Genomic DNA, 15,851 nt, shown 5'->3' on the forward strand with positions numbered 1-15,851 from the left:
AGGGCCCCGCCGTCGAGGAGCATCCACACCGTGAGCATCAGCGAGCATCCGCGCGAGCAGCGGCGCGACGAGCAGCGGCGCGCACCCGGCCGCCCCGCGCACGCCGACGCGCCGGTGCCGGCGGCCGAGGACCCCTCCTTCCCCTCCGCCGATCCCGCCCCCTCCGCCGATCCCGTCCCGTCGGCCGGACCCGCCGGGGTGTCCGCCGACTCGCCCGTGGGCCGGCTCGCGGCCACCGTGGACCGCCTCAGCCGCGAGGTGCGCGCCGCGCAGGCCGAGGCCGAGGGGCGCGCCCTGATCGAACTCGCCAAGGGCATCCTCGTCGAACGCCTGGGGTGCGGCCCGTCGCAGGCCGCCCGCCAGCTCACCGAGCTGACCGAGCAGGCGGGGACGACCCCGCTGGAGTTCGCGGTCGAGGTCATCAACCAGGCCGCCCGGGACCGGATGTCCGAGGTGACGGACGCCTTCCTGGCCGCCACCCGGGCCGCCGACGACGCGCAGGCCGATGCGGCCGCCGTGCGGCTGCGCGCGGCCGAGAGCGGGGCGCTGGCGGCGGACGACACCCAGGCGGTCGCCGAGTCGCTGCTCGAGCAGGCGCTGCGCCCGCTCGGAGCGACGGCGGTGGCCATCTGGGCGGCGGGCGCCGACGGGTCGCTCACCCTGGCGGGCAGCGCCGGGTTCTCCCCGGCCGAGGCGGCGCGCTGGTGCTACGTCCCGCCGGACGTGGCGACGGTCGCCCGCCGCGGGCTCCTGGAACGCGACGGCCTGTGGATCACGTCGCTGGCCGACACGGGACTGCCCAGCGTCGGCCGGCACCACCATCCGGACGGGGGCAGGGCGGCCCTGCCCGCCGGTACCGGAGGGCGGGTGCACGGCGTGCTGGAGATCGTCTGGCCGACTCCCCTGCCCGAGCAGCCGCCGCAGATCGTCCGCCAGGTGGAGGCCCTGGCCGAGCTGTGCGCCCACACCCTGGAGACGTACACGGCGCCGAGCGGACCGCCCCACCGGCCGCGGATGCTGCCGGACGCCGCGGAGCTGATGGACCTGGCCGACGGGCTGCACGACCCGGCGCTGGTCCTCCTGCCGCACCTGGACGCCTCCGGGAACCTGCTGGACTTCCGCATCCAGCACGTCAACAGCCGTTTCCTGGACCCGGCGGGCCGACCGCGCGCCATGGTCAGCGGCGCCCTCCTCCTGGAGGCCTACCCGATGGCCGCCGGGGACGGCGAGCTGTTCCAGCGGATCGAGCGGGTGTACGCCACGGGGGAGCCGTTCCGGGCCAAGCGCATGAACCTGACCGCGCTGGTCGGCCAGGTGCCGCTGTCGGCGATCGCGGACATCAGCGTCAGCCGGCACGGCTCCGGCATCCTGTTCATCTGGCGCATCGAGGACGAGACGGCCCGGCTGGCGAGCCTGCTCCAGCACGCCCAGCGGCTCGGCCGGATCGGCGGTTTCGAGGAGAACCTGCTCACCGGGGAGATCACCTGGAACGGGCAGCTGTTCGACCTGTACGGGCGCCCGCAGACGAGTTCGCCCGTGCCGCTGGAGGACCTGCCCGCGCACGCCCACCCGGACGACGCCGTCGCCATCGGCCGGTTCCTGCGCACGCTGCTGCACCACCGGCGCCCCGCCTCGGCGGCCTTCCGGCTGCAGCGGCCGGACGGGGTGACCCGGCACATCCGGGTCGTCGCCGAACCGGTCCTGGACACCGACGACCGGCTGCTCACCGTCCGCGGCGCCTACCAGGACATCTCGGCGCAGCACTGGACGGAGGTGGCGCTGGCGGCCACCCGCGACCAGCTGGCGCACACCGAGCAGCACGCCAGCGAGCGCGACCGGCTGGCGCTGCAGCTGCAGCGCGCCATCATGCCGCCCACCCAGGCGCCGCTGCAGGTGCCCGATCTCGACGTGGCCGTCCGCTACCGGCCCGCGGAGGCGGAGCAGCTGGTGGGCGGCGACTGGTACGACGCCGTGGTGCTGCCGTCCCGGCTGGTGCTGCTGTGCGTGGGCGACGTCGCCGGTCACGGCATCGAGGCGGCGACCAGCATGGTCGTCCTGCGCAACGCGCTGCGCGGTCTCGCCGTCACCGGCGCGGGGCCCGGGCAGCTGCTGTCCTGGCTGAACATCGTGGCGCACCATCTGACCGGCGCGGTCACCGCCACCGCGGTCTGCGGTCTGTACGATCCGGCCTCGCGCACCCTGAGGTGGGCCAGGGCGGGCCATCTGCCGCCGGTGCTGGTGCGGGGCGACGAGGCCGCCCCCCTGCCGCTGGTCCGCGGGATGCTGCTCGGGGCCGTGCCCGAGGCGGTGTACGAGGAGGCGGAGGTCCAGCTGGCCGCGGAGGACAACCTGCTGATGTACACGGACGGGCTGATCGAGCGCCGGGACCGCTCCGTGGAGGAGTCCCTGACCCATCTGCTCACCACCGCCGCCAAGGCCCCGGGCACGCTCGACCAGCGGCTGGACCGGCTGCTCACGTACAGCAGGTCGGACACGGACGACGACACCTGCATCGTGGGCATCCGGGTCGGGTGAGACGGTGCGACCGGCACCGGCGGGCACGGACCGAGGCATGACGCGGCGATTCGGGGGTACGCGCGGCTGCGCGGTGAGAGTCGACCGACAGGCGTGGAGGTGCCGGGCGGGTGAGGGAGCACATGACGGGAACCGGCGGCGGGCTGCGCCGCCGGTTCCCGTCGGACAGGCCCCCTCGCAGGCCGGCGCCCGTGAGAGCGGGATCACCCCCGCGCGCCGGGACCGGCGTGCGTCGACGTCTCCCGCAGGGGTAACCAGCCCTGGCCGTCATTTGTTGGAGGTACTCGTGCCCATTGCCCAGAACCCTCTGTCCGTCGAGGTGACCCTTCCCCGGGAGGACGTGGCCCTGCTCACGGTGGAGGGGTACTTGGACGTCGACACCGCGACCGAGTTCCAGCATCACCTGGCGAACCAGCTCCATCACGGCCGGCGGCACTTCCTGCTCGACCTGTCCGCGGTCCCCTTCATGGACTCGTCCGGCATGAACATAATCCTCCGGGTCTACCAGGAGGCCCGCGAGCTGCCGGGCAGCGTCCACATCATCTCCCCCACGTCCGCGGTGCGCCGCATCCTGGACCTGACCGGTGTGAGCATCACGGTCCCGGTCTCCGGGAGCGTCGACGAGGCGCTGGAGCGTGTCGACCGGCTGCCCCAGGCCCCCGAGGAGGATCCCGGGAGCTGAGCGGCCCCGCCGAGGGCCGCCACGCACCCGTGCCGGGCCGGTGGGCGCGGTGCGGTCCCGGTCGGCCGCCCGCCACCGGCCGTCGCGTCGTCCGCGCGGGCACCGGCGGGGACGGCCACGGGGGCGGGACACCGTGTCGGGCGGGTCCGGGGCCTCGTTAGAGTGGTTGTCAGGCAGGTTCGATCGCTTTCTCGTCGCCTCGAACGGGCTCGACACGCAACAAGGATGAGGAGAACACAGGTGCCGGAGCACGAAGCGGGCGGAACGCCGACGCACGAGGTCAGGGACTTCCTGCGCCGCCGACGTGTGCAGATCGCCCAGCGATGGGCGGACGAGCCCCTGTTCCGCACGGTGTTCACCGTCTCGCGCGACGAGGCGGTGGAGGCGGGCAAGGCGGTCGTCGACGCGCTGGCCCGGGTCGCCGACTCACAGCGGGTCGAGGACCCGGACGCCGCGGGCTTCACGGAGGTGCGCGAGCAGCTGGCGCGGATGGGGGCGGCCCGCAGCCGCGCGGGACTGTCCACGACCCAGGTGTCGAGCGAGCTGGCCGCGCTGCTGCCGCCGACCGAGAACCTCCTGGTCGCCGATCTGGACCAGGCCTCGCCCGAACTGCTGCGGGAGTGCTCGGTCACGCTCGGCGTCCTCATGGGCACCCTGCGTCTGGTGGCCATGCAGGCGGCCCTGAACGAGGGGCAGGCCCTCATCGACCGGCAGCGCCTCCAGTTGCTGGAGGTGGCCACGCCGGTGATCAAGCTCTGGGACGGCATCGTGGCGGTCCCGCTGATCGGGACGCTCGACAGCGCCCGCAGCCAGGTGGTGATGGAGACGCTGCTGAACGCGGTCGTCGACCAGCACGCCCGGTTCGCGATCCTCGACATCACCGGGGTGCCGACCGTCGACTCGCTGGTGGCGCAGCACCTGATGAAGACGGTCGCCGCGGCCCGGCTGATGGGCGCGGAGTGCGTCGTGTCCGGTATCCGTCCGGCGATCGCGCAGACCATCGTGCACCTGGGACTGGACCTCGGCACCGTGAAGACCCGCGCTTCCCTCGCCGACGCGCTCGGGTACTGCCTGCACGAGCTGGGGGCGAACATCGTGAACGCGGTGCCCGACGGTGCGGGCCGCCGGTGAGCGAGGAGTTCTCCCGCACGGTCGCGGGACACGTGCCGGTCCTCAGACTCGGCGACATTCTGCTGGTCACCCTCCAGGGCGACCTGTACGACAGCGCGGCGCAGCAGCTCCAGCAGGACCTGTCCGAGACCATCGCCCACAGCCGGGTCACGGGAGTGGTCATCGACATCTCCGGGGTGGAGATGGTCGACTCCTTCCTGGGGCGCGTGCTGGCCGAGATCGCGGCCCAGACCGAGCTGCTGGCCGCGCGGACCGTGGTAGCCGGGATGCGGCCCGCGGTCGCCATCACCCTGGTGGAGCTGGGGCTGACGCTGCCGGGTCTGCGGACCGCGCTCACCACCGAGGTGGCGATGGAGCTTCTCGCGCAGCCCGTCGTGTCGTCCCGCTCCGGCGGCCGGCGCCAGGAGAGTCCGTGATGCACACTGCCGCGGGCGTCGAGGCCCGCCTGCCCATCCGGTCGGACATGGACCTGGTGTGGGTGCGCCAGCACGTGCGGCAGGCCGCCGCCCGGCTCGGCTTCGGCCTGGTGGACCAGACGAAGCTGGTGACCGCCGCCAGCGAGCTGGCGCGCAACACCCTGGTGCACGGCGGGGGCGGTCAGATGGAGGTGTCGCTGGTCACCGCCGACGGCGTCAGCGGGCTGCGGCTGGCCTTCAGCGACTCCGGACCGGGCATCCCCGACCTGGACCGCGCGCTCAGCGACGGCTACACCTCGGGCGACGGACTGGGGATGGGACTGGGCGGCGCGCGGCGCCTGGTGCACGACTTCGAGGTCGAGAGCGCTCCCGGAGCGGGCACCACGGTGCGGGTGACGTCCTGGGCGGGCCGGCCGCCGCGTCCGCGCGAGGAGGCGTGATGCCCCGCGTCTGGGACGTGCCGGTGCAGGACTCCACCCGGGTGCGCGACGTCCGGGTCGCGGCGGAGGAGGCGGCGGCCCTGGCCGGACTCGACGAGCGGCGCACCGCCGCCGTGTCGCTGGTGGCCACCGAGCTGGCCACCAACCTGCTCAAGCACGCGCAGGCCGGTGAGGTCCTCGTCGATGTCGTGGACCCGCCCGCCCTGCGGGAGGGCCGGGCGGAACGGGTCGTGCAGATCACCGCGCTCGACCACGGGCCGGGGATCGCCGACGTGGCCGGTGCGCTGCGGGACGGGTTCACCACGACGCGCTCGCTCGGCGCGGGCCTGGGCACCTGCCGGCGGCTCGCCGACGACTTCAACCTGCACAGCGTGCTCGGCCGGGGCACCGTGGCGGTGGCCCGCGTGGGCGCCGAGGCGCCGCACGGCGGCGACGCCCCGGAGGTGCCCGGTGCGCGGGCCGGTGGCGTCAACGTCCCGTTCGCCGGCGCGGACTTCTCGGGGGACGCCTGGGCCTGGGTCAGGTCCGGCGACCGTCTGACGCTGCTGCTGGCGGACGGGCTGGGCCACGGCAGCGAGGCCGCCCGCGCCTCGACCGCCGCGGCCGAGGCCCTGCGCCGCCGGCCCGGTCTGCCGCCCGCCGGGGCGCTGGAGGAGATCCACCGGGCACTGGCCGGCACCCGGGGCGCGGCCGTCGCCGTGGCCCAGCTGGACACCTGGGCCGGCCGGCTGCGCTTCGCGGGCATCGGCAACGTGGGGGCCCGGCTGCGCCAGGGCGACCGGTGGCGGTCGCTGCTGTCCCAGCCCGGCATCGTCGGCGCGCACCGGCCCCGTACCCTGCGCGAGGACGACGTCGCCTGGTCCGGGGAGAGCCTGCTGATCCTGCACACCGACGGCTTGCCCAGCCGCTGGGTCCCGTCCCCGGAGACCGGAGCGCCGTCGGCCGACCCGGCCGTGACGGCCGCCGTGACGATCCGGGACGCCGGCAGTTCCGCGCGCCCGGCGCGGGACGACATCGCCGTGACCGTGCTGGCCCCCACCCCGGCGGCCCGCCCATGACACGGACGTGGCAGATCGGCACCGTCACCGACGCGGCACGCGCCCGCATCGCCGTCGCGCGGCTGGCCGCGGAGTGCGGGGTGCCCACCGTCGAGCGCGCCCGGCTGGCCGCGGCGCTCAGCGGCCGGCTGCGCCAGTGCCTCACCAAGGGCGGCACCTGGGTGCTCACCCTGGACACGTCCGGTTCCGCGGCCGGGGAGGGGACGCTGCACCTCGCGCTGACGTCCTCGCCCGGTGCGGGGGCCGCCGACCGGGCGCCGTGGGCGGTGACCGTCCCCTGCCCCGAACCGGACCCGGCGTCCGACGGCGCCGAGCCGCGGGAGGACCCGGCCGACCTGTCCGAGGCCCTGCTGGGCGCCGACGAGGACACCGCCGGCGTGCTGGACAAGCTCGCCGAGCAGGAGAGACTGGTCGCCTTCCACCGGGAGGAGCTGCACCAGACCAACCAGGGCGTGCTGGCGTTGCACGCCGAACTGGACGCGGCGGGACGTGCGCAGCGGGAGGCGTTCGCCGCCGAGCGCCGGGCGCGCAACGAGGCGGAGGACGCACGGCGCAGACTGACGTTCCTGGCGGACGCGAGTCCGGTGCTGAACGCCTCGCTGAACCACGACGAGATCGTGCGGCGGCTGCCGGAGCTGCTGGTACCGCGGTACGCCCGCAGCGTCGACATGTGGCTGTTCGACGACGAGGACGATCCGCACCGGCCCACGCCCCACCCGGCCGCGGCGCCCCACCCGGCCGCGGCGGTCCGCGCGGCCCGCACCGGGCGGCCGCAGTACGCCGCCGACCACCCCGGCGGCCTGCCCGGCGTCGACGACCAGCCGCCGTCGGCCCTCGCTCCCGACCGGCCCCTGCTCTGCATCCCGCTGCTGACCCGCCGTGCGCCGCTGGGCGTGCTGACCCTGTCGCCGCCCGGTGAGCGCTGGGACCCGGACGACGCCGTGATGCTGATCGAGCTCACCCGGCGGGCCGGCATCGCCATCGACAACGCGCGCCGCTTCGAGCACAACCGGGACATCGCCGAGACGCTGCAGCGCGCCCTGCTCACGGACCTTCCGGCCCCGCCGGGGCTGAGTCTCGCCGCGCGCTATCTGCCGGCCACGCACGGGCTGAACATCGGCGGCGACTGGTACGACGCGTTCCGTCAGCGCGACGGCAGTCTGATCACCGTGGTCGGTGACGTGACCGGGCACGGGCTGCACGCGGCGGTGATGATGAGCCAGCTGCGCACCGCGCTGCGCGCCTACGCGGTCGACGGCGGCGGCCCCGGCCGGCTGCTGACCCGGCTGCACGAGTTCCTGCACCATCTGCAGCCCGACCTGTACGCCACCGCCGTCATCGCCCGCTTCCACCCGGACGAGCCCACGCTGACGTGGGCCGCCGCGGGTCATCCGCCGCCGGTGCTGCGGCTGCCCGACGGACGGGTGCGCACGCTGGACGCCAAACCGGGCGCGATGCTCGGCATCCCGCTGAAGCAGGAGATCGCCGACCACACCGAGCGGCTGGAGCCGGGGTCGACGCTCGCGCTCTACACCGACGGACTGGTCGAGCGGCGGGCCCGGGGCATCGATCCGGGCATCGAGCGGCTCGCGGCGGCCCTCGGTTCGTTCGGCCCCGCGGAGCTGGGCGCGGACCTGGAGGGCTCGGCGGACCGGATCCTCCACCCCCTGCTGAGCGACTCCGAGCGCGACGACGACGTCTGCCTGCTGCTGTGCCATCTGCACGGCTGAGTCCGGGGCGCCCGCCCGGGCACGGGTGACGGCCGGTCGCGACGCCGCTCCCGCCGCTTCCCCTTCCCGGTGCGGTCCCGCGTGTGTACGGGCATCGTGGTGCTGAAGAGGGGCACGCGAGAGGTGCGGGCGTTCGAGGCAGACCGCCTGGAGCCGTAGGAAGGGATGAACACCGTGACACGACCCAGGATCCTGGTGGTGGGCGCAGGCTTCGCCGGTGTGGAGTGCATGCGCCGGCTGGAGCGCATGCTCTCCCCCGACGAGGCCGACCTCACGCTGGTGACGCCGTTCTCCTACCAGCTCTACCTGCCGCTGCTCCCCCAGGTCGCCTCCGGGGTGCTGACGCCGCAGTCGATCGCCCTCTCCCTGCGCCGCAGCAAGAAGTACCGCACCCGGATCATCCCCGGCGGGGCCATCGGGGTGGACCTGAGGTCCAAGGTCTGCGTCATCCGCACCATCACCGACGAGATCGTCAACCAGCCCTACGACTACATCGTGCTGACCCCCGGCAGCGTCACCCGCACCTTCGACATCCCGGGGCTGACGGACCACGCCTTCGGGATGAAGACGCTGGCCGAGGCCGCCTACATCCGCGACCACGTCATCTCCCAGCTCGACCTCGCCGACGCCAGCCACGATCCGGCCGAGCGGGCCTCGCGGCTGCAGTTCGTGGTGGTCGGCGGCGGCTACGCGGGCACCGAGACCGCGGCCTGCCTGCAGCGGCTGACGCACGCCGCCGTCAAGCGCTACCCGCGGCTGGACCCCGGCCTGATCAAGTGGCACCTGATCGACATCGCCCCGAAGCTCATGCCCGAGCTGGGCGAGCGGCTCGGCCGCAGCGCGCAGGAGGTCCTGACCCGCCGCGGCATCGAGATCTCCCTGGGCGTGTCCATCGAGAAGGCCGGCCCCACGGAGGTCACCTTCACCGACGGCCGGGTGGTCCCCACCCGCACCCTGATCTGGACCGCCGGGGTCGTCGCCAGCCCGCTCATCGCCACGCTCGGCGCGGAAACCGTCAAGGGCCGGCTCGCGGTCACCTCGAACATGTGCCTGCCGGGCCACGACGGGGTGTTCGCGCTCGGCGACGCCGCCGCGGTGCCCGACGAGGCCAAGGGCGACGGGGCCGTGTGCCCGCCGACCGCGCAGCACGCCCTGCGGCAGGGCAGGCAGGTGGCCGACAACGTCATCGCGACGCTGCGCAACCAGCCGATGCGGCCCTACCACCACAAGGACCTCGGACTCGTGGTGGACCTCGGTGGCACCGACGCGGTCTCCAAGCCGCTCGGTCTGGAGCTGAAGGGCCTGCCCGCCCAGGCGGTGGCCCGCGGCTACCACTTCGCGGCGCTGCGCACCAACGTCGCCAAGACCCGGGTGATGACCAACTGGCTGCTGAACGCGGTCGCCGGCGACGATTTCGTCCGCACCGGCTTCCAGGCGCGCAAGCCGGCCAAGCTGCACGACTTCGAGTACACGGACGCGTACCTGACGCCGGATCAGGTCCGGGCGCACGTCGAGGAGGCGGGCCTGGCGGTGCGGTGACCCAGCCCTTCGGCGGCCGCTCGCGTCATGCGGTGCCGCATCCGGACCAACGCCTGTGACGGGAGAGAGTACGGCGGCGTGAAAGCGGCGGGACACTCGGTACGGACACGGCTGCAGGACCGCCTCGCGGCGTCCGACCCCGGCCTGCTGCGGCTGACCGCCGGGCTGCGCACGGTGGGTGCCGTCGCGCTGACCCTGGCCGTGCTCGCCGCGCTGGACTTCGAGGTCACCCGCCTGGTGGCGGGGGCCATGGGGGCGCTGGTCGCCACCTTCTCCATCCGGGAGAAGCAGCGCTCCGCACAGGCCGTCACGCTGGCCCTCGGGCTGCCCGTGGCGCTCGTGTCCGTGTCGCTGGGCGCGGTGCTCGGCGAGCGGGTCGTCATCGGTGACGCCTTCTTCGTCGTCCTCATCTTCTGCGCGGTCTACGGCCGCCGGTTCGGCGAGCGCGGCACCGCGCTCGGCCTGATCGGCTTCCAGCTCTACTTCGTCTCCCTGTTCATCGGTGCCTCCCCCGCGGAACTGCCCCTCCTGTGGGCGGTGCTGGCCGTCGCGTTCGCGTGCAGCGCCGTGGTGCGGTTCGCCGTCGTGCCCGTGACGCCCACCGGTCTGCTCGCGCGGCTGCGCCAGGCCTTCCGGGCCCGGCTGGCCCAGCTCGTCTCCGCGCACCTGGCGCTGCTCGACGCCGGTCCGGAGGAGGTGGACAAGGCGCTGGAGGACGTGCGCACGGGCACCGCCCGGCTGCACGAGACGGCTCTGATGATCCAGACGCGGCTGGAGGAGGGCACCCCGGACGAGTCGACGGCGCGGCTGGTGCAGCGCCGGATCGCGGACGCCGAGATCGCCGCCGAGCGGCTCGGCCTGCTGCTGCTGTCCGCCCGCAGCGCCGAACGGGCGGACACCCTCACCCTGCACCTGCCGGGCGCGCCCGCCCCGGAGGTCGGCCGGCTGCCCGGGCCGGAGGAGGCCACCGCCGTGCTGCGCCGGGACCTGCTCGCGCTCCGCACGCTCGTGCTGCGCACCGGGACGCCCGGGACGGGCGTGGCCCATGTGCGCAACCAGCTGCTCGCCTACCGGGACGAGGAGAACCTGCCGCCCGCCACGCCGGCCGTGCGGGACGTGTTCCGGGCCGTCGGCGAGGCCGCCCGCGCCGTCATGGGGCTGCGCCTCGCCCTGGACGGTCCGCAGGACGAGTCGGACGACACCCCGGCGACGGCCCGTTCCCGGGAGGAGCTGGACGCCGAGGACGCCGCCATCGACGTGGAGGAGGAGTCCGAGCGGGCCGATCGGCCGAGGGGGCTGCAACGGCCCACCACGCGCGCCGCCGTGCAGGTCTCCGTGGGCTCGACGCTGGCCATCGTCGGCGGCGAGCTGCTGTCCGCGGACCGCTGGTACTGGGCGGTGCTCACCTGCTGGATCGTGTTCATCAACACCGCCTCGACCGGCGAGATCCTGGTCAAGGGCTACCGGCGGCTGCTGGGCACGGTGTTCGGCGTCGCCGCCGGCATCGTGCTGGCCGGGGTGGTGGGCGGGCACACCTGGACGGCGTTCGCCCTGGTGCTGGTGCTGGTCTTCGCGATGTTCTACACGGCGCCGCTGTCCTACACGCTGATGTCGTTCTTCGTGACCGCGATGCTCGGGCTGCTCTACACCCTGCTGCACACCTACAGCTGGGAGGTGCTGGTCCTGCGCCTGGAGGAGACGGCGCTGGGGGCGGCCTGCGGGATCGTCGCGGCGGCGCTGGTCCTGCCGGTGCACACCGACCGGCGGACGAACGAACTGCTGGTCACCGCGTTGGAGCGGCTCGCCGAGGTCACCGAGGCCGCCGTCGGGCAGCTCAGCGGCGACCCCGCGGTCGACCTGCTGGACCGGGCGCGGGCCCTAGACCAGGCGCTGGGCGACCTGCGGGCCGCCACCCAGCCGCTGACCCATCCGGTCACCCCGCTGCGGGCCCGGCGCGCCACCGCCCGGTACGTCGTGGCGCTGCTGGAGACCTGCGCGTACCACGCGCGCTCGCTGGCGGCGACGGCCGAACTGCTGCCGACCCACCCCTCGATCGCGGCGGACCCCCGGCTGCGCACGGCCGCGGGGCGCACCGTGCGCAACATCGGGACGATCACGGCCCGCGTCACGGACGAGGACGCCACCGCGGTGGTCGAGACGGGGCCGAGCATCGCCTCGCTGCTGGACGCCTCCGACGGCGGTGCGCGCTACGGCCGGATCACCGGCCGGGTGCTGCGGCACCTGGAGCGGCTGGACGAGGCGGTGGTGGGCCTCGCCCGGCCGCTGGACGTGCCGGTGGTGGCACCGGAACGGTGACGGGCGACCCGCCGGTGGACCGGGGGCGCCCGGGAACCGCTCAGAAGTCGCTGGGCAGCCCGCTGGCCTCGGCGATGCCGCGCAGTTCCTCGTTCTGCCGGTGCCGGTCCCTGATGTAGTCGGCGATCTCGCCGAGGCGGGACGGGTCGGCGGCGGTGTCCGCGTCGGTGACCACCCGGACCGGCCCGGTCTCGTCGACCTCCAGCTCGACCACCTCGTTGTCCAGGCGGCCGGTGACGGCGGTGGCGATGACCAGGGCGGCCTCGTCGCGGATCTCCTGGGGGAGTTCGTCGTCCCCGCTCTCCAGCGCGAGGTCCAGGCCGGACAGCCGGTGCTCCTCGATCGCCTGGAGCACCGGCTCCACCACACGGAGCAGAAGCCGGTAGTCCTCGGTGTCCATCCGGACGCGCAGGAGGTCGAGGTAGACGTCCACGGGTCGGCCTTCCGGGGGAATCTCGGATTCGCTCATCCGCTACGTGTTCCCCGCATGCGGCCGGTCATACGGGGGCGGGCCGGTACGCGTGCTGCGGTCAGACCCGCCGCCAGCGGGCCAGGGCGAAGGAGAACACCCCGAACAGCACCAGTCCCGCGGAGACGCCGACCAGCAGCCACGGGCCGAGCGGGGTGTCGGCGAAGCTGCGGAGGGTGTCGTCCATGCCCTTGGCGCGGTCGGGCTCGTAGGTGACCGCCGCGCGGACGGCGAAGACGCCGGCCGCGGCGAACACCAGGCCGCGGGCCGCACCGCCGCCCACGCCGGTCACGTCGACCAGCCGGCGGGCACCGGCGCCCAGCTCGCCGAGCTTCAGTTGCCCGTGGTACTTGCGGCGGACCGCCTGCACACCGCCCCACACCCCGATGCCGACGACGACGGCTCCGGCCAGGCCCACCAGCCACTGCCCCGCGGGCAGCTCCATGACCCGGGCGGTGAGGTCCCGGGACCGGCGGTCGCTCGATCCGCTCCCGCTCCCGTTGCCGCGGTCCACGGCGAAGGCCAGCACCGAGGAGGCGACGAACGTGTAGAACACACAGCGCGCGGCCGCCAGCAGCCGCTTGCGCGCGCTGCGGCCGTTGCGGTCGGCGGAGCCGAAGAGCGCCTCGGTGAGCCGCCACAGGGCCATGCCGACGAGCCCGATGCCCAGCGCCCACAGCAGCGCCGCGCCGAACGGCTTGCCGGCGAGTTCGGCCACGGCGCCGCCGCTGTCCGCCTGCCGCTGTCCGTCGCCGAAGGCGATGCGCAACGCCAGTACACCGACCAGCAGGTAGATCACGCCCTGGGCGGTGAGTCCCGCCCTCGCGGCGCCCTCCCTGACCGAGCCGTTCGCCGCCCGCCGGGCCCCGGCCCGCCCCCTCCATGCCATCGCACGCGTATTCATCCGTCCTCCCGGGCTCCGGATGCCCCGGCTTCGTGCGCACACACGCGGCCGGGGCGGTGGTGCCGCCCGGACCTGCGGGCCGTACCGGCGGGGACACGCGGACGGCCGCCCCCACCCGTGGGGTGGGGGCGGCCGTCGACGCCGTCCCGGCGCGGGTCTACGCGGGAGCCGGTGCGCCCGCCGCGGTGGTGTCCCGCCGGTGCCGCTCGGGCGGCGGCACGAGCGCGCCCGGCCCGGCGGACGGGGCGGGCACCGGCGCCGGGGCTGCCGCCAGCCAGCGGTGCGCGGTCCTCAGGGCGTCCTCCACGTCACGGGTGCCGGTCGACACGCACAGGGTGTACGCCAGGTCGCTCAGGCGCGGGCCATCGGCGTCCGGCGCGGTCCCGGACCGGAGCCGGGCCTCGTACTCCTGGACGAGCCGGCGCAGCACGGTGGGGTGGGGCTTCAGCATGGTCTCGCTTTCTGGTCCGGGACGTTCTGGTCCAGGGCGCTCAGGCGGGCGCTCCGGTCCGGAGTGCTCTGGTACGGGGCGTTCTGGTCCGTGTTCTGGTCCGGCCGGGCGCGTTCACGCCGTCGCCGAGTGGCCGCCGGTGCCGCGGCGGCCCGTGCGCTGTCCCATCGCCTCGGCGCGCACCCGGGCGCAGCTGCGGCTGATGAGACGGGAGACGTGCATCTGGGAGATGCCCAGCCGGTCGGCGATGCGGCTCTGGGTCATGTCCTCGAAGAACCGCATGTAGAGGATGGCGCGCTCGCGCTCCGGCAGGCGGCGCAGGCCTTCCTTGGCGGATTCGCGGTCGATCACGATGTCGTAGGACGCGTCGGAGGCGCCGAGGGTGTCGGCGAGGCTGTAGCCGTCGTCGTCGGCCGACAGTTCGGCGTCCAGCGACAGGGTGCTGAAGCTCTCCAGCGCCTCCATGCCGGCGCCGACCTCCTCCTCGGTCAGCCCGGTGTGGGCCGCGATGTCGGCCACGGAGGGCTCGGGGCTGCCCGGGTTCTGGGTGAGTTCGCGCCGGGCCACCCGCACCTTGTTGCGCAGTTCCTGCACCCGGCGGGGCACGCGCAGGGCCCACATCCGGTCCCTGAAGTGCCGTTTGACCTCTCCGGTGATGGTGGGGACGGCGTAGCTCTCGAAGGCTCCGCGGCCCGGGTCGAACCGGTCGATGGCCTTGACCAGTCCCAGGGCGGCCACCTGGCGCAGGTCCTCGATGGACTCGCCCCGGTCGCGGAAGCGGCCGGCGATGCGGTGGGCCATGGGCAGCCACGCGGTGACGAGCTCGTCGCGCACGGCGTCCCGCTCGGGGCCGTCCTCCAGGGAGGCCAGTCGGGTGAAGAGATCAGTGGTGTCGGGGGCGTCGTCGTGCCGCCGGCGGGGCGGGGCGGCCGTCGTGCGGGGGGTTGCGGGGTGGGGGGTGGACGTGTCAATGAGCATGCGGTTCGCTCCCGAACGGTGGTTTCAGGGATCTACCGCGGGGCGGTCGCCGCCGGGACGCCTGGAGGGTCCGCAGCAGGCCATACCACTCCCGCTGGCGCGCCTCCGGTCCGAAGCACGAACTCCGATTGCCCTGGCCCCGGTGGAACAAACTCCGCTTCGTCGCACAATCCGCGGGGGCCCGGTCGGCGCCCGGAAGGGTTCGGGCTTCGGCGCGCGGGACGGCCTCAGAACAGGGGCACCACGGCGGTGATGCACTTGCCGCCCGCGGGGAGGTCGGACACCCGGACGTCGCGGGACAGCCGGCAGACGATGGGCCAGCCGTGGCCGCCGGGCCGACGGCGTCCCTGCGGGTCGGCCACCGGCAGGGGGGCGGGCAGTTCGTCGCTGCGGTCGCTCACCGACAGGCGCACGGCGGGACCGCTGACGTCGACCTGGAAGTCGGTGACGCCGCCCCCGTGCAGGATCGCGTTGGTGGTGAGCTCGGAGGCGACGAGCAGCGCGTCCGCGAGCGCGTGGCTGTCGCAGGGCGTGCGGGTGGCGCGGCAGCGCTCGGCCACGGCCCGTTCGACGGCTTCGCGCACCTCGGCGGGCCGGCGCGGGCAGGACGGTCCGGCCCGGCGCACACCGGGCGGCTCGAAAACGGATTCGGTCATGTGCTCCTCACACATCCTGTGGCTCCCTGGTCGGTGACGAGACAGGCTGAGGTGAAAGGCCGGCCGACGGACGCGGCAGCCGGATCGGCTGCCCGGCCTCCGGCGGGGCACGCGGGTGCTGCTGGTGCCCCGTCCGCGGTCGCGGGGGTGGTCCCCGTCCTCGGACACCGCGGGTCTCCTGTTTCGGCTCACCTGTCCAGATGCGGACAAACCTCCCGGCTGTTTCCCGGTTGCCTGCCATCCGGACGGCGCACGGGGGTACGCGGAGTGCATGACCGATGTGGTGGACTCCGACGAACTGCTGCGGCGCATCCAGCGGGCGCGGGCCTGCGCGGCGCAGGAGGAACGGGCGTGGCGGGCCAGGAGCGAGGAGGCCGGACGGACGGATCCGGGCATGGCGCGCGACGCCGAGGTGCGCAGGACGGCCTACGAGGTCGTGCTGCGGGTGCTGGACGAGATCCTGACGCCGGGCAGGCATCCGGCACGGGGCTGACCGGGCGGTCGCGCGGGGCGTGCCGGGGCCGGGCCGATTGCCGCGGGCCGGGC

15 protein-coding genes are annotated in these 15,851 nt (G+C 74.6%); 10 read left to right on the forward strand and 5 right to left on the reverse strand.

Annotated elements, in window-relative coordinates; translation table 11 throughout:
- Nucleotides 1-30: 30 nt before the first annotated feature.
- The 9 genes from CP969_RS05415 (at nucleotide 31) to CP969_RS05455 (ending at nucleotide 11,847) form a co-directional block, all read left to right on the forward strand.
- Nucleotides 31-2,535 (forward strand): SpoIIE family protein phosphatase, encoded by a 2,505-nt coding sequence (locus CP969_RS05415; RefSeq protein ID WP_004991985.1) that lies wholly within the window; start codon nucleotides 31-33, stop codon nucleotides 2,533-2,535.
- Between the two features lie 286 nt (nucleotides 2,536-2,821).
- Complete coding sequence (locus CP969_RS05420) at nucleotides 2,822-3,217, forward strand: STAS domain-containing protein (protein ID WP_004991984.1); 396 nt, start codon at nucleotides 2,822-2,824, stop codon at nucleotides 3,215-3,217.
- Nucleotides 3,218-3,457: 240 nt separating this feature from the next.
- Nucleotides 3,458-4,348, forward strand: a complete 891-nt coding sequence (locus tag CP969_RS05425; protein WP_016827557.1) for an STAS domain-containing protein — start codon at nucleotides 3,458-3,460, stop codon at nucleotides 4,346-4,348.
- Entirely contained in the window at nucleotides 4,345-4,764 is a 420-nt protein-coding gene (locus CP969_RS05430; RefSeq protein ID WP_004991976.1) for an STAS domain-containing protein, read from the forward strand. The genes CP969_RS05425 and CP969_RS05430 overlap by 4 nt, the downstream gene beginning before the upstream one ends.
- Nucleotides 4,764-5,204 (forward strand): anti-sigma regulatory factor, encoded by a 441-nt coding sequence (locus tag CP969_RS05435; RefSeq protein WP_016827556.1) that lies wholly within the window; start codon nucleotides 4,764-4,766, stop codon nucleotides 5,202-5,204. The genes CP969_RS05430 and CP969_RS05435 overlap by 1 nt, the downstream gene beginning before the upstream one ends.
- Nucleotides 5,204-6,262 carry an ATP-binding SpoIIE family protein phosphatase gene (locus tag CP969_RS05440; RefSeq protein WP_016827555.1) on the forward strand — a complete coding sequence of 353 codons (1,059 nt, stop codon included), beginning with the start codon at nucleotides 5,204-5,206 and terminating at the stop codon, nucleotides 6,260-6,262. The genes CP969_RS05435 and CP969_RS05440 overlap by 1 nt, the downstream gene beginning before the upstream one ends.
- A complete protein-coding gene (locus CP969_RS05445) occupies nucleotides 6,259-7,992 on the forward strand; it encodes a PP2C family protein-serine/threonine phosphatase (protein WP_016827554.1) in 1,734 nt (577 codons plus the stop codon). Before CP969_RS05440 ends, CP969_RS05445 begins: the two co-directional genes overlap by 4 nt.
- Nucleotides 7,993-8,157: 165 nt before the next feature.
- Nucleotides 8,158-9,531, forward strand: coding sequence for an NAD(P)/FAD-dependent oxidoreductase (locus CP969_RS05450; RefSeq protein ID WP_016827553.1), 1,374 nt, complete (start codon nucleotides 8,158-8,160; stop codon nucleotides 9,529-9,531).
- A 78-nt stretch (nucleotides 9,532-9,609) separates the two neighbouring features.
- Nucleotides 9,610-11,847 carry an FUSC family protein gene (locus tag CP969_RS05455; RefSeq protein WP_016827552.1) on the forward strand — a complete coding sequence of 746 codons (2,238 nt, stop codon included), beginning with the start codon at nucleotides 9,610-9,612 and terminating at the stop codon, nucleotides 11,845-11,847.
- A gap of 40 nt (nucleotides 11,848-11,887) precedes the next feature.
- Here the strand turns inward: CP969_RS05455 and CP969_RS05460 are convergent, their stop codons facing one another.
- The 5 genes from CP969_RS05460 to CP969_RS05480 form a co-directional block, all read right to left on the reverse strand.
- A complete protein-coding gene (locus CP969_RS05460) occupies nucleotides 11,888-12,316 on the reverse strand; it encodes a hypothetical protein (RefSeq protein WP_004991967.1) in 429 nt (142 codons plus the stop codon).
- A 61-nt stretch (nucleotides 12,317-12,377) separates the two neighbouring features.
- Nucleotides 12,378-13,220, reverse strand: coding sequence for a DUF1206 domain-containing protein (locus CP969_RS05465; protein ID WP_026085399.1), 843 nt, complete (start codon nucleotides 13,218-13,220; stop codon nucleotides 12,378-12,380).
- A 157-nt stretch (nucleotides 13,221-13,377) separates the two neighbouring features.
- On the reverse strand, nucleotides 13,378-13,671 hold the full coding sequence (locus CP969_RS05470; RefSeq protein ID WP_016827549.1) for a DUF5133 domain-containing protein: 294 nt from the start codon (nucleotides 13,669-13,671) through the stop codon (nucleotides 13,378-13,380).
- 114 nt (nucleotides 13,672-13,785) lie between these two features.
- A complete protein-coding gene (locus CP969_RS05475; protein WP_004991963.1) occupies nucleotides 13,786-14,649 on the reverse strand; it encodes a SigB/SigF/SigG family RNA polymerase sigma factor in 864 nt (287 codons plus the stop codon).
- A gap of 227 nt (nucleotides 14,650-14,876) precedes the next feature.
- Nucleotides 14,877-15,320: an ATP-binding protein gene (locus CP969_RS05480; RefSeq protein ID WP_004991962.1), complete on the reverse strand. Its 444-nt coding sequence runs from the start codon at nucleotides 15,318-15,320 to the stop codon at nucleotides 14,877-14,879.
- Nucleotides 15,321-15,576: 256 nt separating this feature from the next.
- Between CP969_RS05480 and CP969_RS05485 the strand changes: the two genes are divergently transcribed.
- Nucleotides 15,577-15,798 carry a hypothetical protein gene (locus tag CP969_RS05485; protein WP_016827547.1) on the forward strand — a complete coding sequence of 74 codons (222 nt, stop codon included), beginning with the start codon at nucleotides 15,577-15,579 and terminating at the stop codon, nucleotides 15,796-15,798.
- The last annotated feature ends 53 nt before the right edge of the window (nucleotides 15,799-15,851 follow it).

The sequence above is a fragment of the Streptomyces viridosporus T7A genome (assembly GCF_008704515.1).
GTDB lineage: Bacteria > Actinomycetota > Actinomycetes > Streptomycetales > Streptomycetaceae > Streptomyces > Streptomyces viridosporus.